The organism is Lentzea cavernae, from assembly GCF_014653695.1.
Lineage (GTDB): Bacteria > Actinomycetota > Actinomycetes > Mycobacteriales > Pseudonocardiaceae > Lentzea > Lentzea cavernae.
The window spans coordinates 45872-64285 of sequence record NZ_BNAR01000004.1 but is presented as its reverse complement, the minus strand read 5'-3'; the positions used below and the strand labels follow the sequence as shown (position 1 = coordinate 64285).

General features: G+C 69.7%; 21 protein-coding genes. 12 read left to right on the top strand and 9 right to left on the bottom strand.

Going from position 1 to position 18414, the window contains the following annotated elements; all coding sequences use genetic code 11:
- Window positions 1-53: 53 nt before the first annotated feature.
- A complete protein-coding gene (locus tag IE307_RS14525; protein ID WP_191298466.1) occupies window positions 54-1013 on the bottom strand; it encodes a DUF5996 family protein in 960 nt (319 codons plus the stop codon).
- Window positions 1014-1180: 167 nt separating this feature from the next.
- Entirely contained in the window at window positions 1181-1627 is a 447-nt protein-coding gene (locus tag IE307_RS14520) for a MarR family winged helix-turn-helix transcriptional regulator (RefSeq protein ID WP_191298465.1), read from the bottom strand.
- Window positions 1628-1811: 184 nt separating this feature from the next.
- Between IE307_RS14520 and IE307_RS14515 the strand changes: the two genes are divergently transcribed.
- Both IE307_RS14515 and IE307_RS14510 read left to right on the top strand, forming a co-directional pair.
- Window positions 1812-2123, top strand: coding sequence for a MoaF-related domain-containing protein (locus tag IE307_RS14515; protein WP_191298464.1), 312 nt, complete (start codon window positions 1812-1814; stop codon window positions 2121-2123).
- A gap of 1 nt (window position 2124) precedes the next feature.
- A complete protein-coding gene (locus IE307_RS14510) occupies window positions 2125-2487 on the top strand; it encodes a nuclear transport factor 2 family protein (RefSeq protein ID WP_191298463.1) in 363 nt (120 codons plus the stop codon).
- A gap of 6 nt (window positions 2488-2493) precedes the next feature.
- Here the strand turns inward: IE307_RS14510 and IE307_RS14505 are convergent, their stop codons facing one another.
- Window positions 2494-2961: a MarR family winged helix-turn-helix transcriptional regulator gene (locus tag IE307_RS14505; RefSeq protein WP_191298462.1), complete on the bottom strand. Its 468-nt coding sequence runs from the start codon at window positions 2959-2961 to the stop codon at window positions 2494-2496.
- 244 nt (window positions 2962-3205) lie between these two features.
- Between IE307_RS14505 and IE307_RS14500 the strand changes: the two genes are divergently transcribed.
- From IE307_RS14500 to IE307_RS14490, 3 genes are read left to right on the top strand one after another with little or no spacing between them, the layout of a single operon-like run.
- Window positions 3206-3514 (top strand): GNAT family N-acetyltransferase, encoded by a 309-nt coding sequence (locus IE307_RS14500; protein WP_191298461.1) that lies wholly within the window; start codon window positions 3206-3208, stop codon window positions 3512-3514.
- Between the two features lie 46 nt (window positions 3515-3560).
- Window positions 3561-4442 carry an ABC transporter ATP-binding protein gene (locus IE307_RS14495; protein ID WP_191298460.1) on the top strand — a complete coding sequence of 294 codons (882 nt, stop codon included), beginning with the start codon at window positions 3561-3563 and terminating at the stop codon, window positions 4440-4442.
- A 17-nt stretch (window positions 4443-4459) separates the two neighbouring features.
- Window positions 4460-5179, top strand: coding sequence for an ABC transporter permease (locus IE307_RS14490; RefSeq protein WP_191298459.1), 720 nt, complete (start codon window positions 4460-4462; stop codon window positions 5177-5179).
- 60 nt (window positions 5180-5239) lie between these two features.
- Here the strand turns inward: IE307_RS14490 and IE307_RS14485 are convergent, their stop codons facing one another.
- Window positions 5240-5992: an SDR family NAD(P)-dependent oxidoreductase gene (locus IE307_RS14485; RefSeq protein ID WP_191298458.1), complete on the bottom strand. Its 753-nt coding sequence runs from the start codon at window positions 5990-5992 to the stop codon at window positions 5240-5242.
- A gap of 130 nt (window positions 5993-6122) precedes the next feature.
- Here IE307_RS14485 and IE307_RS14480 point away from each other — a divergent pair, with 130 nt between their 5' ends.
- From IE307_RS14480 to IE307_RS14470, 3 genes are all read left to right on the top strand, one after another.
- Window positions 6123-6746: a TetR/AcrR family transcriptional regulator gene (locus IE307_RS14480; RefSeq protein WP_191298457.1), complete on the top strand. Its 624-nt coding sequence runs from the start codon at window positions 6123-6125 to the stop codon at window positions 6744-6746.
- Window positions 6747-6926: 180 nt separating this feature from the next.
- Window positions 6927-7643, top strand: a complete 717-nt coding sequence (locus tag IE307_RS14475; protein WP_191298456.1) for a helix-turn-helix domain-containing protein — start codon at window positions 6927-6929, stop codon at window positions 7641-7643.
- Window positions 7644-7698: 55 nt separating this feature from the next.
- Window positions 7699-9156: an alpha/beta hydrolase gene (locus tag IE307_RS14470; protein ID WP_191298455.1), complete on the top strand. Its 1458-nt coding sequence runs from the start codon at window positions 7699-7701 to the stop codon at window positions 9154-9156.
- A 111-nt stretch (window positions 9157-9267) separates the two neighbouring features.
- Here the strand turns inward: IE307_RS14470 and IE307_RS14465 are convergent, their stop codons facing one another.
- Both IE307_RS14465 and IE307_RS14460 read right to left on the bottom strand, forming a co-directional pair.
- Window positions 9268-10434 carry an MFS transporter gene (locus IE307_RS14465; RefSeq protein ID WP_229904709.1) on the bottom strand — a complete coding sequence of 389 codons (1167 nt, stop codon included), beginning with the start codon at window positions 10432-10434 and terminating at the stop codon, window positions 9268-9270.
- 5 nt (window positions 10435-10439) lie between these two features.
- Window positions 10440-11117, bottom strand: coding sequence for a GntR family transcriptional regulator (locus IE307_RS14460; protein ID WP_191298453.1), 678 nt, complete (start codon window positions 11115-11117; stop codon window positions 10440-10442).
- 430 nt (window positions 11118-11547) lie between these two features.
- Here IE307_RS14460 and IE307_RS14455 point away from each other — a divergent pair, with 430 nt between their 5' ends.
- The 4 genes from IE307_RS14455 (at window position 11548) to IE307_RS14440 (ending at window position 15415) form a co-directional block, all read left to right on the top strand.
- On the top strand, window positions 11548-12510 hold the full coding sequence (locus tag IE307_RS14455) for an SMP-30/gluconolactonase/LRE family protein (RefSeq protein ID WP_191298452.1): 963 nt from the start codon (window positions 11548-11550) through the stop codon (window positions 12508-12510).
- A 240-nt stretch (window positions 12511-12750) separates the two neighbouring features.
- Window positions 12751-13443: a DUF998 domain-containing protein gene (locus IE307_RS14450; protein WP_191298451.1), complete on the top strand. Its 693-nt coding sequence runs from the start codon at window positions 12751-12753 to the stop codon at window positions 13441-13443.
- A 173-nt stretch (window positions 13444-13616) separates the two neighbouring features.
- Window positions 13617-14759 (top strand): histidine kinase, encoded by a 1143-nt coding sequence (locus IE307_RS14445; protein WP_191298450.1) that lies wholly within the window; start codon window positions 13617-13619, stop codon window positions 14757-14759.
- Entirely contained in the window at window positions 14756-15415 is a 660-nt protein-coding gene (locus tag IE307_RS14440) for a response regulator (RefSeq protein ID WP_191298449.1), read from the top strand. Before IE307_RS14445 ends, IE307_RS14440 begins: the two co-directional genes overlap by 4 nt.
- A gap of 44 nt (window positions 15416-15459) precedes the next feature.
- Here the strand turns inward: IE307_RS14440 and IE307_RS14435 are convergent, their stop codons facing one another.
- The 3 genes from IE307_RS14435 to IE307_RS14425 all read right to left on the bottom strand — a co-directional run bounded on the left by IE307_RS14435 (window position 15460) and on the right by IE307_RS14425 (window position 18413).
- A complete protein-coding gene (locus IE307_RS14435; RefSeq protein ID WP_191298448.1) occupies window positions 15460-16995 on the bottom strand; it encodes a glycoside hydrolase family protein in 1536 nt (511 codons plus the stop codon).
- A gap of 67 nt (window positions 16996-17062) precedes the next feature.
- A complete protein-coding gene (locus IE307_RS14430) occupies window positions 17063-17653 on the bottom strand; it encodes a bifunctional 4-hydroxy-2-oxoglutarate aldolase/2-dehydro-3-deoxy-phosphogluconate aldolase (protein ID WP_191298447.1) in 591 nt (196 codons plus the stop codon).
- Window positions 17643-18413: an IclR family transcriptional regulator gene (locus tag IE307_RS14425; RefSeq protein ID WP_191298446.1), complete on the bottom strand. Its 771-nt coding sequence runs from the start codon at window positions 18411-18413 to the stop codon at window positions 17643-17645. Before IE307_RS14425 ends, IE307_RS14430 begins: the two co-directional genes overlap by 11 nt.
- Window position 18414 lies beyond the last annotated feature (1 nt).

Here is an 18414-nt window from a genome sequence, read left to right as displayed (position 1 = left end):
CGCCCGGCTGCCGACTGGGTTTTCAGCGTCGTGGACCGGCTGACGCTCGATCTCTACCGGCTCGGAGCCCACCGAGGCGTGGAGACGCCGTGCCACCGCAGGGGGTCGTCCTCCAGGGCCGACCGATCCCAGTTCCCCCGCACTGCCGCGGCTTCGTACGTGGTGCGGAGGAACTCGGCGACCGCGCGGTCGGGGTCCGATGCGGAGCGGACAGCCTCATAGGGCAGGAGGAACTGCTTGAACTCCGCGCTGAAGTAGGCGCCGTCCGGGCCGACGGGGTGGTCGGCGAAGCCTTCGGGTTCGGGGTAGGCGTAGGAGTAGAAGGCGCCTTCCTCCCCGCCGCCGGGCCAGAAGCCGCAGCTCGACAGTTCCCGGGAGTAGCCCTCGGACATGACCCAGTCCCCGCAGTTCGGTGCGCCACCGGGGTGCGGGGGAGCCGATCGCCCGGAGAACCGGGTGCAGGCGAGGTCCATGGCTCCCCAGAAGAAGTGCACCGGGCTGACCTTGCCGACGAAGTGCGAGCGGAACTCGCCCATCACCCTGTTGGCCTGCAACAGTTGTCGCCAGAAGAGACCGGCCGCTTCGGCGTCGTACGACGCGTGGGCGTAGTCCTCGGCGAAGGGGATCGCGGGCTCGACCTCGTTGGGACGCGGGTGGATCGGCGCCTCGATCCCGAGCTCGCCGAGCGTGTGCAGCACTTCGGCGTAGAACTCGGCGACCGGCATGGGCCGGAGCGGGAAGCTCCCCACGCCACCGTCACTGCTGCGGACCACGAGCTGATGGCCGACGAAGTCGAACTCGATCTCGAAGGCCCCGGTGAGGTACGGGACGGTCGACGTCGTCAACCCGCGGGGACTGACGTACAGGGTCACCTGCCACCAGTGGTTGACCAGCGGAGCGTGGGCCATTCGGATCTTGCCCACGATCTGGGTCCACATGTGCAGGGTGTCGCGGGTGGCCGTCCAGTCCGAGACCCGCAGGCTCGGCCAACTCGTCGTCGCTGGGGTGGTCATCGCTTCTCGCATCCTTCAGCACCAAGGCGCACATCGATCAGTTCGGTGAACCACCACGGACCCTAACATCGGCACTTGATATGTCAACTAGAGCCGATGATGTATCAACTAGTTGGTGGGCATGACGCCTGGAGCTGGTGGCGGGAATGGAAGTCGGCGCTCGCGGCTCACTCCGTCCGGTCGTCCAGATTCGTGTTGATCTTGTCCGCGATGGTCCGCAGCTGCCGGATCTCCGTGCTGGTCAGACCGGCCAGCACCGTGTCGCGGGCGAAGGCGTCCTGCAGCGGCAGCACCCGCTCGACGAGGTCGAGACCGCGCCGGGTGAGAACGGCCTGGTAGGCGCGCCCTTTCTCCGGGGTGTCCTCGCGGCGCAGCAGTCCCGCGCTCTCCAGGGTGCGGAGTGCGTGTGAGAGGCGGCTCTTGTGGAACTGCAGTGCGCGGCTCAGCCTGGTGAGCCCCATCGTGTGCTGGTCAGCACCCGCGAGCAGCGCGAGGATCTTGAAGTGGCTGTGCGGGATGCCGGCGTCGAGCTGCGTCTTCCGCTCGAGCCCGGCTTCGACGAGGTGCGCGAGGATCACCAGCGACTGCCAGTCCTCCCGCTCCTCCTGCGTCACTCGGGGCGTGGCAACGACTTCGGCGCGTGCGGCGGACCGGCGGGCCCGCCCGCCCCCGCTCGGTCGCGGCGACGCGAGATCAGCCAAGTCATCCACTCCCAGGCTTGCCGGACGGCGAACTCCTCTGACTATAGTGAGTTGAGAGTTCAACTCACTCAGCCACCCCACAGGGAGAAGGCCGGCGATGGCACATGAGCTCGTGGGCAAGACGTTCGCGGTCGATCTCGGAGCGTTGCGGGTGAAGCTGACCTACGAGACCGACGAGCGCATGACGTTCGTCGTCACCAGTGGGGGCGGGATGACCTCCGACGGTCACACCGAGACGGTCGACGTCGAGATCGTGGAGATCCGCCCTCGCGCGTATCTCGTGTCCTGGCGTGAGGCCAGTGGTGCCACCGTGGTTCATGTCGAGGATCTGGCGAACTCGACGCTGCGTTCGATCTTGACCCTCGACGGCGAGCTGCACCGGCTGGCCGGAACCTTCAAGGAGATCTGACATGTCCAACAAGGAAACCCTGCTCACGGCCATGCGCGAACTCTTCCACGACAAGGACGTGACGGCGCTCGACCGGTACTGGGCCGAGCCGTACGTCCAGCACAGCCCCAACCTGCCCAACGGGTTGGACGGGCTGCGCTCCGCCGTGCCGGCGCTCGAAGGGTTCAGCTGGAACCCCGTGCGGGTGTTCGAGGACGGAGACTTCGTCATCGCGCACAGCCGGGTGAGCGGCTGGCACCCCGACGGTGACGCGGCGATCGTCGACGTCTTCCGCTTCGAGAACGGGCGCATCGTCGAGCACTGGGACGTCGTTCAGCCGTACGTCGAGGCGGACCGGACCGTCAGCGGCAACCCGATGGTCTGAGCCGGCTCAGTCCGGCAGGTTCTCCATGTGGGTGAGCACGCGCCTGGAGATGCGCGCGAGGTTCGTGAGCTGGTTCGGCGTCAGCGCGTCGATGAAGAGGCGCCGGACGTGTTCGACGTGCAGGGGAGCGGCGTCCTCGATCGCCCTGCAACCGTCCGGGGTGGCGACGATGAACGCGCCGCGCCCGTCGTCGGGGCACTCCTCCTTGGCCACGAGCCCGCGTTTGGTCATCCGCGTGACCTGGTGGGACATCCGGCTCTTCTCCCACTCCACGAGGTTCGCCAGGTCCTGGAAGCGCATCCGGCCTCCGCCTCGCTCGGTGAGGCTGACGAGCACGAGGTAGTCGGAGGCGGACAGCCCGGAGTCGGTCTGGATGTGGCGGGACAGGCGCCCGATCAGCGTCTCCTGCATCCGGATGAAGCTGTCCCAGGCGGCCTTCTCCTCCGGCTCGAGCCAGCGCGGCTGTAGGTCCATGCGCGCAGTGTAACGAGATCGCCGACAGCGCCTCCACGGCAAACAGTCGGAGGGGTGGTCGCCGCGCGCCTGTGGCCGCCTCGTCGCGGACAAGACCGCCCCGCGTTCGGCTGGGTCGCGCAGATCGTTGTGACGCAACGGAAACGCGCACGCGCACCATTAAGTTGATGTATCAACAGACTGCGGTTAGGGTGGCGTCGAACTCGGGGATACCCCACCGAGCTGAGCTGGAGGAGAGGCGCACATGGCGATCGAAGTGCACGACGTGCCAGAGGCGAAGCGCTATGAGGCACGCGTCGACGGAGTGTCCACAGTGGCGGGATTCGCCCAGTACATCCGCACGGCGGAACTCATCGCGTTCGTGCACACGGTGGTCGAGCCGGTGCACGAGGGCAAGGGCGTCGGGTCCGCGTTGGCCCGCGTATCCCTCGACGAGGCGCGCGCGGCCGGCCTCCGGGTGCTCGCGACCTGTCCGTTCTTCGCGGGGTGGATCGGCAGGCACTCCGAGTACCAGGACCTGCTGTACCAGTCCCGCAGCAAGGTCGTCGACTGAAAGCCCTGGCCTGCACGGGTATCACCGGCTGAGAGGTTCTCACCCCATGTCCACCACGCCAGTCATCGAAGTCGAACGCCTCAACCTGAAGTACGGGGACTTCCACGCCGTGAAGGACCTGTCCTTCGAGGTCCGCCCCGGTGAGCTGTACGCGCTGCTGGGCACCAACGGCGCCGGGAAGACCTCGACCCTGGAGACCGTCGAGGGACACCGGGTCGCGACATCGGGCACCATCCGGGTGTTCGGGCGCGACCCCCGCGACCGCGAGGCCGTGCGGCCCCGCATGGGCATCATGTTGCAGGAGAGCGGTTTCTCCCCGGACCTCACCGTGCGCGAGACCGTCGGGCTGATCGGCACGCTGACCCGGCGGACCGATTCCGCGGACAGGGTCATCGACGTCGTCGACCTGACCCGCAAGGCCACCACGCTGGTGGGGCAGCTGTCGGGCGGCGAGAAGCGCCGCCTCGACTTCGCGACCGCCATCTACGGCACGCCCGAACTGATCTTCCTGGACGAGCCGACCACCGGCCTGGACATCCAGTCGCGCGATCACCTGTGGACCGCCGTGGACCGCATGCGCGAGAACGGCACGACCGTGGTGCTGACCACGCACTACCTGGAGGAGGCGCAGCAGCGCGCCGACCGCGTCGGGCTGATGCACCAGGGCGTCTTCCACCACGAGGGCACCGTCGCCGAGCTGACCCGCACGCTGCCCGCCGTCATCAAGTTCGCCCTGGAGACCCCCGCGCCCGCACCACCGCTGCCGGCGGTCGTCGAGCCGGACGGATCGCTGCGCGTGGAGACCTTCGAACTGCAGAAGGACCTCCGCCTGCTGCTGACCTGGGCGGAGGACCACGCACTCGACCTGCGGGACCTGTCGGCCGGCCCCACGCGGCTCGACGACGTCTTCCGCGCCATCGAATCCTGACCGCGAAAGGAACCGACGTGCTCGCCATCGCCCGCACCGAGCTCGCCCAGATCTTCCGCAACCGGCTGGTGCTGGTCACCAGCTTCGTCATCCCGGTCGCGGTCAGCGCGTTCTTCCTCTACCGGCGCGACGTGTTCACCGAGGTCGCCAGCGGTGGTTACATCGCGGCGATCGTCATGTTCACGGTCGGCGCGTTCGGTCTCTACACGTCGATCGTGACGACGCTGGCCGCACGCCGCCAGAACCTCTTCCTGAAACGGCTGCGGTCCACGGCGCAGAGCGACGCCGGGATCCTGGCCGGTCTGGTCGCACCGGTCACGGTTCTGGCCCTCGTGCAGCTGGCCGGCATCCTGATCGTGTTCGGCCTGGTCGCCGGCCGGCCCGACAACCCGCTGCTGGCGGTGCTCGCGGTGCTGGCCACCGTCGCCATGATGCTCGGTCTGGCGCTGGCCACGGCCGGCGTCACCAACTCTCCCGAGCACGCCCAGGTGACGACGTTGCCCGTCAGCCTCGGGGTCATCGGCGTGGCGAGCTGGATCGGCATCACCGGCACGGAGCAGCTCGAGCTGGTCAAGCGCCTGCTGCCGGGCGGCGCCGCGACCGAGCTCATGCTCAACGCCTGGAACGGCGGGGTCGCCCTGTCCGACTCGTTGTTCCTGCTGGCGCCCACGTTCGCCTGGGTCGCTCTCGCCGTCCTGTTCGCTTCCCGCATGTTCCGCTGGGAACCACGCCGCTGAGGCCGGTCCGGGCGGGATGTCCGCCCGGACCGGTCCCCGGCGTCACGCGTCGTCCCGCTGTCAGGCGGCCGGCAGATCCGCCTTCGGCGGCTCGACCGCGGTGAGGCCGCCGTCCACGGGGATGACAGCCCCGTTCACGTACGACGCGCCGGGTCCGGCGAGGAAGGCGATCACCTCGGCGACGTCCTCGGGCTGGGCGACGCGACGCAGGGGGATGAGCGGGTTGTACCTGTCGAGCCACTCGGCGGGGGCGCTGGTGTAGACCGGGCCGGGCGCGACCGCGTTGACGTTGACGCCGGCCGGGCCGTACTCGGCCGCCCAGGCGCGGGTCAGCGAGTTGACCGCTCCCTTCGTGGCCGCGTAGACCGCGTTGTAGGAGTCCCCGAGCGTGGCGGCGCCGCTGCTGACGTTGATCACGCTGCCGCTGCCGCGCTCGGCCATCTTCGACGCGAGGGCCGCGGTCAGCGCGTAGACCGCTCGCAGGTTGCCGTCGAGCATCGCGTCGTACTGCTCGGTGGTGATGCTGGCGCTGGGGCCGAAGCTGGCCGCGGCGGCGTTGTTCACCAGCACGTCCACCTCACCGGCCTGGTCGGCCAGCCTGGTCACGTCCTCCTGGCTGGTCAGATCGGCCGCGACGAAGCGGGCCGTGCCGCCGCCGGACTCGATCTCCCGGACCACCTCGGCGCCGCGCCCGGCGTCGCGGCCGGTCACCACGACGCTCGCGCCCCGCGCCGCCAGGGCGATCGCCGTCGCCCGGCCGATGCCGGAGGTGGAACCGGTGACCAGGGCGGTCTTGCCCATCAGCTCGCTCATGATGAAGTCCCTCTCTCGATGTTCCTGTCGAAACACGCGTGACCTGCTGATAATTCCGTACCGATCGATCGGTACTAAATTACGGTAGCAGTTTCGGATCGATCGGTGCGGAATCGGTAGGCTGGGTCACGTGGACAGCCAACGCAGCGCGCCGGTCGGCCGGCCCCGGAGCTTCGACCCCGACGAGGCCCTCGAGAAGGCGATGCGGGTGTTCTGGCAGAACGGCTACGAGGGCGCGAGCCTGCCCGACCTGACCGAGGCCATGGGGATCAGTCGTACGAGCATGTACGCGGTCTTCGGGAACAAGGAGGAGCTGTTCCGCCAGGCACTCGCGCGCTACGCCGACGGCCCGGCGTCCTACGGCGCCGAGGCCGTGGCCGAGCCGACCGCCCGCGGTGTCGCCACGGTCTTCCTGCACGGCGCGGTCCGCAGCGCCACCCTGCCCGGCTACCCGACGGGATGTCTCAGCCTGCGGGCCTCCCTGATCGGGGGTGAGGACGGGCAGGGGATCCGCGAGCTGCTGGGCGCCTGGCGCGACGAGACGAGCGCCATGCTGACGAACCGCCTGCGGCGCGCGGTGGACGAGGGCGACCTGCCCGCGGAGACCGACTCGGCACTGCTGGCGAGGTACCTCATGACCATCGGCAACGGTGTCGCGGTGCAGGCCGCCGGCGGTGCCGGGCGCGCCGACCTGCAGGTGATCGTCGACGCCGTCCTGCAGAGCTGGCCACCGGTCCTGAGCACGGATCGGTGACGTCGGAGGCTCGTGCCCGTTGATCAGCCACAGTGGACACGCGGCCCGGAGTTCTCTGCTCGCGACGAAAGCAGGTCGTGCCGCTCACCTTTCGTCTGAACCTTCCTCCGTGCCTTGACCGTGCCGCAGCGGCATGGTTTCCACTGGCACCTGTCAGGGCGGAACGGGAACGGGGGAGTCGTGGGGTGGAGCACCAGCCAGTTGGCGGATCTCGCCGGCACGACGTTGCGCACGGTCCGGCACTACCACGACGTGGGTCTGCTGCCCGAGCCCGAACGCAGGGAGAACGGCTACAAGAGCTACGGCGTTCCGCACCTGGTGCGGGTGCTGAGGATCAAGCGCCTCACCGATCTCGGGTTGTCCCTCGCGCAGATCGCCGGCCTCGGGGACGAGGACGAGCATCCGGGTGAGGCGTTGCGCGAGCTCGACGCCGAGCTGGCGGCGACGGTCGACCGCCTGCAACGGGTGCGGGCCGAACTCGCGGTGATCCTGCGGCAGCAGTCACCGACCGACCTGTCGCCGGAAGTGGCGGCGATGCTCGCGAACGTGGACCTGACACCGCAGGACCGCTCGTTCACCGTCGTGCTGGCCCAGCTGGTCTCGCCGGAGGCGCTGTCCTCCTACGCCGAGGTGCTGAGGAACTACGCGAAGGTGCCCGTGCTGGTCGAGTTCGACGAGCTGCCCGAGGACGCCGACGAGGAGACCCGCCAGGACTTGGCGGACCGCATGCGCGTGCATCCCCAGGTGCTGGAGATGCAGGCCGCGTTCCCGGACGCCGAGACCATGTACGCCGCTTCGCAGTACAGCGAGAAGTTCGTGGCGCAGACGATCGTCAAGACCATCGCCGAGCTCTACAACAAGGCGCAGCTCGACGTTCTCGTCCGCATGAACCGCTGATTCTCACCAGGTTTGGCGCGCCGAGGGGGCGCGTCGTCGGGGAAGGTGTTCGCAAATGCGAAAGTCGTTGTCGTTGGTCGCGGTCGTGACCGCGGCCGCAGCGCTGGTGGTGACGCCGGGGACGTCGTCGGCGGCGCCGGTGCGCCAGGTGAAGTGGGTCGCGTGCCCGGCGGACGTGGCGCTGGGGGACCTGGAGTGCGGGACCCTGCAGGTGCCGCTGGACTACCGCGAGCCGCACGGCCGCCAGACCGAGGTGATGATCTCGAAGCTGGCCAGCAAGAACCCGGAGAAGCGCAAGGGCGTCCTGCTGACCAACCCCGGCGGGCCGGCCGAGGGGCTGACGTTCCCGTTCCTGCTCAAGGCCCTCGGCCTGCCGCAGAGCGTGCTGGACGCGTACGACGTGATCGGCATGGACCCGCGCGGCATCGGCTTCAGCTCACCGTCCACGTGCGACATGACGGAGGAGCAGATGGCGGACGGGAGCATCCCGCCGTACGCCAACAACTCCGCCGAGGTGCGCCAGCGCGCCGACGAGGTGAAGAAGATCGCCGAGCAGTGCCTCAGGTCGTCGTCGGCCGACGAGCTGCCGTACAACACGACCGCGAACATCGCGCGTGACCTGGATTCGGTCCGTGCGGCGCTGGGCGAGAAGAAGGCGTCGTACCTCGGGTACTCCTACGGCTCGTACCTGGGTTCGGTGTACGCCACGCTGTTCCCGAAGACCTCCGACCGCGTCGTGATCGACAGCAACCTGCCCAAGGGCGGCTGGGACGTCGAGGGCGGCCGGCTGATGGGCCGCGGCGTCGAGGACACGTTCCCCGACTTCGCGAAGTGGGCCGCGGCGCACCCCGAGTACAACCTGGGCACGACGCCGCAGCAGGTGCGCGCCAAGTTCTTCGACCTCGCCGCACGGCTCGACGAGAAGCCTTCGGTGGAGGGCATCGACGGCAGGGTGTTCCGCCTCAGCACCTTCACGTCTCTGTACGCCACCGGTGACGCGGCCTTCTCGGCGCTCGCCGCCTCCTGGAAGGCCTACGACACCGGCCAGCCGCAGCCGCCGGTGGAGTACCCGGAGGTCCCCCGCGTCCAGGCCCTGCTGGCGGGCCGCCTGAACGTGATGTGCGGCGACTCGGCCTGGCCGTCGTCGGTCCGCACGTACGAGCGCAACGTGGAGATCGACCGCCTCCGCCACCCGATGTTCGGCGCGGCCGCGGCGAACATCCAGCCGTGCGCGTTCTGGCCGAAGCCCGTGGAGAAGCAGGTGCTGCCGTCCGACCGGGGCCCGCGCAACGTGCTGCTGGTGCAGAACGAACGCGACCCCGCGACGCCGCTGGCCGCTGCCCGCTCGACGCGCCGCGCGTTTGGCGACAGGGCAGCGATGATCACCATCGACCAGGGCGGGCACGGCGCCTACGTCATCGGCAAGAACAAGTGCGCCAACGACGAGGTCACCGAGTACCTCCTTGGCGGGCAACGCCCGAACGACACGAAGTGCGCTGCTGAGACCAGCTGACCGCGACGCCGGCTCGTCCCCCCGGACGAGCCGGCGTCCGAGCGGGTGGCGGCACGACTCGGCTCCCCGAACACCGTGCCAGACCGCCGGTGGCAGCACCTCGCGAGCACCTCAACCAGCGGCTGGTCCGTTGGACGTCCGGCGGGCCAGAACCGCGACGGCGGCCAGGGCGGCCGCGGTGGCGCAGAGCACGCCTCCTGCTCCCGCGCCGACGGCAACGGCGCCGACCGCGCTCGGGATCACGACCTGACCCAGCCGGTTCCCGGTCAGGCGCAGGGACATGGCACGGCCGCGCAGACCCGGTGGCGTCGAGGTCGCGAGCCACGCCATGGTGAGCGGCTGGCCCACACCCAGGCCGAGACCGAGGAGCACGACCAGGCAGGCCATGGCGGCGGGTGGGAGCGGCAGAGCGAGGGCCGCCATCGACAACGCCGACAGGACCGTGGTGCCGACCATCAGGCGTTGGCGGCCCAGGACGACGACGAGCTTGCCGAGGAAGAGCCGCGACGTCATCGACGCGACCGCCCGCAGGGTCAGCAGGAGACCGACGAACCCGGCGGTGAGGCCGCGGTCGGTGCCGAGCGCGGGCAGGTAGACGAGCGTGATGTCGACGGCGGCGAGCACGACGCAGCTGACCAGCAGGGCCTGCGGCAGGCCTGGCAGCCGGACCAGTCCGCGCATCCCACCGGACTCCTGCTCGCGCGAGGCCGGCGGCCGGGCGGGCATGCGGAGGAACAGGGCGCAGAGGGTGAGCACGAGCCCGATGCCGAACGACACCACGAACAGGGCGCCGGTGTCGGGAACGGCCTGTCCGCCGCCCGTCAGGATGATCAGCCCGGGCCCGAGGGCCTGCCCGAGGGAGGCCGCGAAGGTGTAGTAGCCGAACGCGGCGTCGAACCTGTCCGTCGGAGCGGCGTTGGCGACGGCGGCCTGCTGCCCCACGACGCAGAGCAGGTGCCCGGTTCCGAGCACGACGATCCCGGCCGCCAGACCGGCGGGCGTCGCCCCGGCGAACGTCAGCACCGCGGCCGACGCGGTCATCAGCACCGCTCCGGCGATCATCACCCGCCGCTCGCCGAACCTGTCGGTCGCCTGGCCCGACGGGACCGCGAGCACCAGGGGGACGACGGCGAACGAGGCGGCCAGCGCGCCCAGCCACCCGCCGGGGACGTCGAGCTCGATCGCCCGGTAGGTGACGGCGGGGCGCAGCACGAACGTGATGACCTGCGCGAGGACCGAGTGGACGAGCAGCAGGGCGAGCACGCGACGCCGCGGCACGCCGGTCAAGGAGTGTCCGGTTTGGACAGTCGCCAGGCCGCCTTCGCGCCGAGGCTGGTCCGGATGTGCGCGCGCATCACGTCCGCGGCGGTCTCACCGTCGCCCTCGACGATCGCCTGGAACAGCAGGGTGTGCTCGTGGGCCTTCAGGGCGCGCTCTTCCTCGCTCGGTTCGACCTTCAGGCCGTGCCGGCGGTAGCGGTCCGCGGTGTCCCAGAGGCCGTCGAGCATCTGGATGAGCATCGTGTTGTGCGAGGCGCGGTAGATCGCGGTGTGGAACCGCCGGTGCGCGATGAGTTGTGCCACGGTCGCGTTGCCCGCGAGGGACTCGAGGCCCTCCAGGCTCGCCCGCATCTCGGCGATGTCCTGCTTCGCACGCCGTTCCGCCGCCAGCTGGGCGGCCATCGGGTCCAGGGAGCGGCGCACCTCCAGCAGGTCGCGCGCCTCCTCGGCGTTGAGCGACGTGACCCGTGCGTCCCGGTGGGCGTCGAGCTCCACCAGTCCCTGCTGCCGCAGGCGGCGCAGCGCCTCGCGCAGGGGAGTGGTGCTGATGCCGATCTGCTTGGCGAGCAGGGCCTGGTTGAGGACGGCACCAGGTTCGAGGTCGCCGGAGAGGATCAGCTCACGCACGCGGTCGTACGCGAAGTCGCTCTTGGTCGAGTGCGGCTCTGCCGGCTGCGTCATGCGGCCTCCTGTCGGGTGCTCACAGGTTATAACCTGTTGGCAGAACCGGTGAGGTTGAACCGCCACGGGAACCTCGGTTTATGAGGCATCTCACTTGTCTGAACAGGCGAAGCGACGTGGTCCCATGGCCGGTAGAAGGTTATAACCTGCCGAGCTAGCCGCCGTTCCGAACTCTGCCGAGCCGTCCCCGGCCGTGCGTATCCCCGCCTGGGACAGGTAACCCGGCACAGCGCGGCACATACTCGAATCCATGAGCGGATCTGCACGGCTGCGGGAACGTCCTCCAGCCACGGCCTCGTCGGCTGATCCGCTTCGCACCAGCTGATGCAGGCGTAGCCGCCACCTCAGCCGTCCGGGCGGAGCACGCCCGGGCAGCAATCACACCTGAAGGGCGCGGCGCTGCCGCATGCCCGAAAACAGTGAGGAAAGCATGTCCACCAAGTCAGCCAGGCAGGCACTCGCGGCCGCGGTTCTCGCGGCGAGCTCGCTCGTCGCACTCGGTGCCACTCCGGCGTCGGCCGTCACCGCCCCGCTCTGCGCGGCTCGCGTCGTCCAGCACTTCGACCTCGGCAAGGGCCAGACCCCGGAGAGCATCGTGCTGTCTCCGGGCGGTACCGCCTACGTCGCCTTCGCCAAGGCGCGGCAGATCGCCGAGATCTCGCCCACCGGTGCGGTCCGCGTCCTGGCCACGCTGCCCGCACCCGCGGACGGCGGAGTCAACACCCCCGCACTGGGATTCCCCCTGACGCTCGGCATCGACCGGGCTGCCGACGGCACCCTCTACTTCCTCTACGCCACCGGAACCGCCGACCTCACCGGCGTGTGGAGCCTGCGTCCCGGCGGCACGCCACGACGCATCGCGCCCCTGCCCGCCACCAGCCTGCCGAACGGTCTCGCGCTCGACCAGAGCACCCGCACCCTCTACATCGCAGATTCAGCGGGTGCCATCTGGAGCGTGCCCACCACAGGAGGCACCGCCGGCGTCTGGTCGACCGGCCGAGAGCTCGCACCGAACGGCTTCCTCGGCGCGAACGGCCTCAAGCTCCGCGGCGGAGCGGTCTGGGTGACCAACCTCGACCAGGGCACGATCGTGCGAATCCCGTTGCGCGCCAACGGCAGTGCCGGTCCTGCGCGGACCGTCGCCACCGGCTTGACCGGAATCGACGACTTCGCCTTCACCGGCAGGGGCACCGAGATCATCGCCGCGCTGGACACCGTGAACCAGGTCGCGCTCGTCAAGCCCGACGGCTCGCACACAGTGGTCCTCACCGAAGCCGACGGACTCCAGGGCCCGACGGCGATCGCGGTCCGCGGCCGCACCGTCTACGTGCCCAGCGCCGCGTACCTCACCGCGAAGGACCCCAACCTGCTGCAGGCGCACCTCGGTCGCTGACGCGGCAGCGGTGTGAACCTGATCTGGGCGGTCCCGCCGGGCGGCCCAGACATTCAGCGTTCTCCTCACTCGAAATGATTGGACAACGGTGAACACCACGCAGAACTGAATGACGACCACGCAACCCTTTCGAATGGAAGCGCGCCCGGATGAATAGGTGGTACCCAGGTACTACACGGGCGCCGGAACGGCACTTCGAGCCGACGCGGCCGAAGCCCGGCTGTTCCTACCGTCGGGCTCATGGAACAGGCAAAGGAATCCGCACCGAACCTCCACCGCCTGGCCGCACTCGGCGGAAGCATTTCCGTCTGCGTCTCGCTTGTCATCATCTGGGCGGCCAAAGCCGGCGTCGACCGCACGATCTACGTGAGCGGACTGGGCGCGGACGGTGAGCCCACCGCGGGCGCGTTCGAGGTCGCGTTGTTGTTGCTCGTGGCCGGCGGGTACGCGGTCGCCTGGGCCTTGCGCGCAGCCGCCCTCGGTGCGGCCGGTCGCTGGACGCCCTCGCTGTCGGTGGTGATCTCGTCGTCCCTCTTCCTCGTCGCGTCGCAGGTGCCGTGCACGTACGGGTGTCCCGTGCCGCTCGGCGACACCTTCACCTGGCAGGACCTGACGCACGTCGTCTCGGCTGTGGCGGGCTTCTCGTTCGCCGCGCTCGCCATGGTGCAGGTGTCCGTCGCCGACACGCACCCGGCGCTTCGGCGGCTGTCGCGGGCGTGCGGTGTGCTGGTGGCGGTGATCGCCGCCGCGGGTGGTGTTTCGTGCCTGCTCGACGTCCGCACGGACATCGGCAGCCTGCTCGAGTTCGCCGCGACCACCGTCGGTATGGGATGGCTCGCCGTGATCGGCGCGGCGGTGACGTTTCTCCCCGCACGGCCGGAGTCGGGCGAAGATGTGGAGCAGAGTGATTCCGAGCTCGTCGGAGTGAGTTAGAACTCGTGGCGGAAATGCGTATTTCTATTCGCTCCGGGTACAGTACTGCGGTGTCAGCTTCTCGGGAAACGACCGGCGGTCAGGTGGAACTGCCGCAGCCCCACGGTGCAATGCGGCGTTTCTGGAGTGCGCACCCGAGGTTCGTCGACGTTCTGGTTTCTTTCGCGTACTTGGTGACGGCCTCGACGTGGGCGCTGATCACGCCGCTCTCGTCGGGGGAGTGGGAGCCCGCCGGGCCTCTGGTCGTGTCGGCGGCCGGTGTCCTCCTCACCGCCGGCGCGCTGCTGGTTCGCCGGTCCCGCGCCTGGCTGACGTTCGCGGTGGCGACGGGCGCCGCCTTGGCCACCACGGTGGTCGACGACGCGATCGACCCACTGGGTCTGGCACTGGCCGTCTACGCGTTGTTCGTCTACCGGTCCACTCGCGACGGTTGGGCCGGTTTCGCCACCGCGGTGGGGATCGGGGTCGTGATCCGCCCCGTCGTGTCGATCGTCGTGCGGGGCGAGACGCTGTCGTCCTTCTCGCTCACCGTCGCCGGTCTGCTCTACACCGTCGTCGTGTTGATCGCGGCGCTGGTCGGCGTCTCCGTCGCGGGCCGGCGCCGTTACGTCCAGACCCTCGTCGACCGGGCGAACCAGCTGGCGCACGAGCGCGACCAGCAAGCCCGCATCGCCACCCTCGCGGAACGCGCCCGGATCATCCGGGAGATGCACGACGTCCTGTCGCACAGCCTGTCCGTCATGGTGTCGCTGGCGGACGGGGCCGGCGCGCTGGCGCAGAAGGACCCGGTCCGCTGCCGGGACGCGGTGCGCGAGATCGGCGGGCTCGGGCGGCAGTCGCTGTCGGAGATGCGACGTCTGCTCGGCGCGCTCGGCGAGGAGGAGTCCGCGGACCGTGACGACCGGCAGTCGCTGCGACCGAGCCCCGGACTCGACGAGCTGGACGGCCTGATCACGACCTTCCGCGCCGCGCGGCTGCCGGTCCGCCTGCACGTCGAGGGCACCCCGCCGTCCTCGCCCGGCGCGCAGAACGCCCTCTACCGGATCATCCAGGAGTCGCTGACCAACGTGCTCCGCTACTCGCGCAACCCGCGAAGCGTGACGGTGTCGATGAACTCCGGTGCCGAGGGCACGTCGGTGACGATCACCGACGACGGTGCCGCCGGTCCGCCCGCCGACTCGGTGGGCCTGGGGCGCGGCATCATCGGGATCCGCGAGCGGGCGATCCTCTACGGCGGCACGGCCACCGCGGGCCCCGTGCCCGGGGGTGGGTGGCGAGTACACGTCGAAATGCCGCAAGCCAAAGGAAACGAATGACCAAGCCACCGATTCGAGTGCTCGTCGTCGACGACCACGAGCTCATGCGACGAGGCACGAGGATGGTTCTCGAAGCCGAGGACGACATGGAGGTCGTGGGCGAGTCGGCCAACGGTCAGGAGGCGGTCCACCACACCGCCGTCCTCACGCCCGACGTGGTGCTGATGGACGTCCGGATGCCCGGCATGAACGGCATCGAGGCGACGCGGCGGATCGTGCTCGACACCCCGAAGAGCAAGGTGCTCGTGCTGACCACCTTCGACCTGGACGAGTTCGCGTTCGGCGGCCTGCGGGCCGGGGCGAGCGGCTTCATGCTCAAGAACTCACCGCCCGACGAGCTCACCCGTGCGATCAGGGTCGTCGCGGCGGGCGAGGCGCTGGTCTCCCCGCGCGTCACCCGCAGCATGCTGGACCTGTTCGCGAGCCGGATCCCCAGGCCGGAGCAGGGCGCGAACCCGCGGATCGCCGACCTGACCGAACGCGAGTCGGAGGTGTTCGTGGCCATCGCGAAGGGCATGAACAACTCCGAGATCGCGGAGAGCCTGCACCTCTCGGAATCCACCGTCAAAACCCACGTCGGGCGGGTGCTGTTCAAGATCAACGCACGGGACCGGGTGCAGGCGGTGATCATCGCCTACGAGCTGGGCCTGGTGTGACCGGCTCCGGCCTCACACGGGGAGGCCGGAGCCGCCGATAGTCCTCAGAGAGCGCGGACCGTGACGTTCGCGAACGACGTCCGTCCGGTTCCGGTGGAACTCTGCAGGCCCACGTAGCTCTCCTGCGGGATCAACGTCGGGTCCACGACCGAGAGGACTTCACGGCCGTTGTCGAACAAGGTCAGGGTCGAGCCGCGGACCGCGAACCTCAGCGTGTGCTTCTGGTCGGGGACGATGTCGGAGGCCGAGCCGACGCCCGCGAGCTTGACGTTGGTGCCGCCGTCGACGACGCCGATCGCGTACTTGTTGCCCCACGAGGCGATTCCCGCGTAGTAGTACGAGTCGCGTTGGGTGTAGCGGGTCATGAGCACCGCGTCCCGGTCGGGCACGGCCGCGCTGTGCGGGGTGACGTCGGCCTGCAGCTCGTAGTCCAGCGCGCGGATGGGCACGTTGCCCTGCAACGTCTGCGTCGGTGCTCCGGCCGCGTTGCCGAGGGTGGTGGCGCGGTTGTCCCTCACCTCGAACGACGCGCCGCTGGGGATCGCGACGCCCTGTGTGACCGTCCACTTGGCAGGGTCGACGATCTGCAGCCGGTCGCGCCAGACGGCGAGCTGGATCGTCTCGTTCCAGCCGGGGCGGTGGTTCTTGACGTTGTAGAAGACGTGGTCGGCGCCGTTGTGGGTCACCACGAACGTCCGGTAGACCATCGAGTCCTCGGGGCCGCCGACGACGCCCAGGTCGAGGTCGAGGTTCGCGCGGGTGAGCTCCCACCGGATGCCGTCGCGGGACAGGAGCTTGCCGCTGCGGGAGGGGTAGTCGGCCTGCCAGCCGACGACGCGCATCTCGTAGCCGCCGTCGCGGGTGCGGCGGATGTTCGGCCCGCCGATGCCCAGCGACGCCCAGCTGCCGTCCTTCATCGGGCGCAGGACCGGGTTGCCCGGGTACTTCGTCCAGGGGCCGGCGGGGTTGGAGGCCGTGGCGTAGCAGATGTACTCGGGTTCGCCACCGGCTGAGGCGATCTTGCCCGCGGTGTACCAGATCTTCCACGTGCGTTCGCGGTCGTCGTGGTGCAGCGCGGAGTTGTAGATGTAGTCGTCCTCCCACGGCATGGTGGATTCGAGGATGACGCCGTGCTTGGTCCACGGGCCTTCGGGCTTCGAGGCCGTGGCGTACAGGACGCGGCCCTTGCCGGCGGCGTCGATGCCGAAGTAGGTCATGTGCCAGGTGCCGTTGTGGTGGACGACGCTGGGCTGGTTGAGGTTGTTGTGGTCGGCGTCGATGGAACGCACGAGCACCGGATCGGGCTTCTTGGTCCAGTTCACGCCGTCCTCGCTGGTGGCGTAACCGACGTAGTAGAGGGATCCGTACCAGAGCTTGAACTTCGGCCCGCCGCCCTGGTTGTAGACCAGACAGGGGTCCTGCAGGAGGGAGGTCTCCCACGGCAGGTCCTGCTTCATCACGACGCCGCGCCGTTCCCACCCGCTGACGGCGCCGAAGTTGTCGCGCAGGAGTTCCCGCCCGGCTCTGGCCGACGGTTCGGCGGAGGCGATCGCGGGCTGGAGCAGGGGAGTGGCGGCCAACGCCGCTCCAGCGCCTAAGAAGGAACGACGAGAGTGCTGGGACATCGTTGTACTCCGATCTCGCACGTCAGTTTCGTAGGGCGGACAGGGCTTCCGGGGTGAAGGAGCTGCCGAAGGAGACCGCGCGGGCGCCCGCGTCGAGGAACGACCGCGCGTTGCCCGCGTCGATCCCGCCGGTCGCGACGAACCGCACGCCGGGGAACGGCGCACGCAGTGCGGTGATCCACGCGGGTGTGAGCACGCTCGCGGGAAAGGCCTTCTGCCACCGGAATCCGGCGGCGAGCGCGGTGCCCACCTCGGTGCCCGTGGCGACACCGGGCAGGTGCGGCAGGCCGCGCTCGACGCTCGCGGCCGCCACCTCGGGGTGGAAGCCCGGCGCGACGGTGAACCGGGCGCCGATCTCCGCGACCTCGTCGAGGACCTCGCGGGACACGACAGTTCCGGCACCGACCGTCACACCGGCCAGCGGACGGGCCCAGTCGACCGCGGCGATCAGGGACTTCCTGGATTCCTCGCCGTGCCAGGGCACTTCGATCAGGGCGACCCCCTGGGCGTACGCGGCGCGGCAGAGCAGCAGGGTCGTGGCCATGTCGTGCCCGCGCAGGATCACCATCGCCGGGGTGACGACGAGGTGGCGTTCGAAGAAGTCAGCCGGCATGGCGGCGCACCCCCGTGGTCCCGTCCCAGCCGAGGTGCTGGGAGATCTCCGTGGCCATCCGCCAGAGCAGCGGGAGGTGGCGCTTGAGCCGGTCGAGAGGTTCGAGCGCGCACAGCGCGGTGATCGAGACCCCGGCGTGGACGGTGCCCGTGTGGTCGCGCACCGGCACGGCGACGCACGCCAGCACGCTCTCGTGCTCGCTGTCGTCGACGGCGTAGCCCTGCTTGCGCACACGGGCCAGTTCGACGGCGTAGTCCGACGGCCTGGTGATCGTCGAGGCCGTGAACCGCTGGAACGTCGCCGACGCGAGGATCGTGTCGCGCTGTTCCGGCGTGAGCCCGGCGATGATCGTCTTCGCGACGGCGGCGGTGTGCACCTGGACCGGGGCGCCGATGCGGGACGCCATCCGCACCGCGCCGTGGCCCTCGACCTTGTCGACGTAGACGATGTCGTTGCCCAGCAGTTCGGCGAGGTGGACGGTGTGGCCGACCTCGCGGGCGAGCCGCTCCAGCCGCGGCCGCGCGGCGGTGCGCAGGTCCATGCGGTCGAGGCTCTCCAGCGCCATGCCGATCAGGCCGAAGCCGATCGCCCAGGTGCCGTCCTCCAGCTGCCGCACGAGCCGGTGCCGGTCCATGGTCTGCAACAGGCGCAACGCGGTGGAGCGGTGGACGTCGAGCAACCGGGAGAGATCGGCCATGCGCTGCGGACCGCGGGCGCACGCGTCGAGGATGGTCGCCGCCCTGTCGACGGACTGGGACATG

What these genes read in the sequence shown, in the direction of transcription:
- IE307_RS14525 (WP_191298466.1), bottom strand. Translation starts at nt 1,013, where the DNA reads ATGACCACCCCAGCGACGACGAGTTGGCCGAGCCTGCGGGTCTCGGAC.
- IE307_RS14515 (WP_191298464.1), top strand. Translation starts at nt 1,812, where the DNA reads ATGGCACATGAGCTCGTGGGCAAGACGTTCGCGGTCGATCTCGGAGCG.
- IE307_RS14510 (WP_191298463.1), top strand. Translation starts at nt 2,125, where the DNA reads ATGTCCAACAAGGAAACCCTGCTCACGGCCATGCGCGAACTCTTCCAC.
- IE307_RS14505 (WP_191298462.1), bottom strand. Translation starts at nt 2,961, where the DNA reads ATGGACCTACAGCCGCGCTGGCTCGAGCCGGAGGAGAAGGCCGCCTGG.
- IE307_RS14500 (WP_191298461.1), top strand. Translation starts at nt 3,206, where the DNA reads ATGGCGATCGAAGTGCACGACGTGCCAGAGGCGAAGCGCTATGAGGCA.
- IE307_RS14495 (WP_191298460.1), top strand. Translation starts at nt 3,561, where the DNA reads ATGTCCACCACGCCAGTCATCGAAGTCGAACGCCTCAACCTGAAGTAC.
- IE307_RS14485 (WP_191298458.1), bottom strand. Translation starts at nt 5,992, where the DNA reads ATGAGCGAGCTGATGGGCAAGACCGCCCTGGTCACCGGTTCCACCTCC.
- IE307_RS14470 (WP_191298455.1), top strand. Translation starts at nt 7,699, where the DNA reads ATGCGAAAGTCGTTGTCGTTGGTCGCGGTCGTGACCGCGGCCGCAGCG.
- IE307_RS14460 (WP_191298453.1), bottom strand. Translation starts at nt 11,117, where the DNA reads ATGACGCAGCCGGCAGAGCCGCACTCGACCAAGAGCGACTTCGCGTAC.
- IE307_RS14455 (WP_191298452.1), top strand. Translation starts at nt 11,548, where the DNA reads ATGTCCACCAAGTCAGCCAGGCAGGCACTCGCGGCCGCGGTTCTCGCG.
- IE307_RS14450 (WP_191298451.1), top strand. Translation starts at nt 12,751, where the DNA reads ATGGAACAGGCAAAGGAATCCGCACCGAACCTCCACCGCCTGGCCGCA.
- IE307_RS14440 (WP_191298449.1), top strand. Translation starts at nt 14,756, where the DNA reads ATGACCAAGCCACCGATTCGAGTGCTCGTCGTCGACGACCACGAGCTC.
- IE307_RS14430 (WP_191298447.1), bottom strand. Translation starts at nt 17,653, where the DNA reads ATGCCGGCTGACTTCTTCGAACGCCACCTCGTCGTCACCCCGGCGATG.
- IE307_RS14425 (WP_191298446.1), bottom strand. Translation starts at nt 18,413, where the DNA reads ATGTCCCAGTCCGTCGACAGGGCGGCGACCATCCTCGACGCGTGCGCC.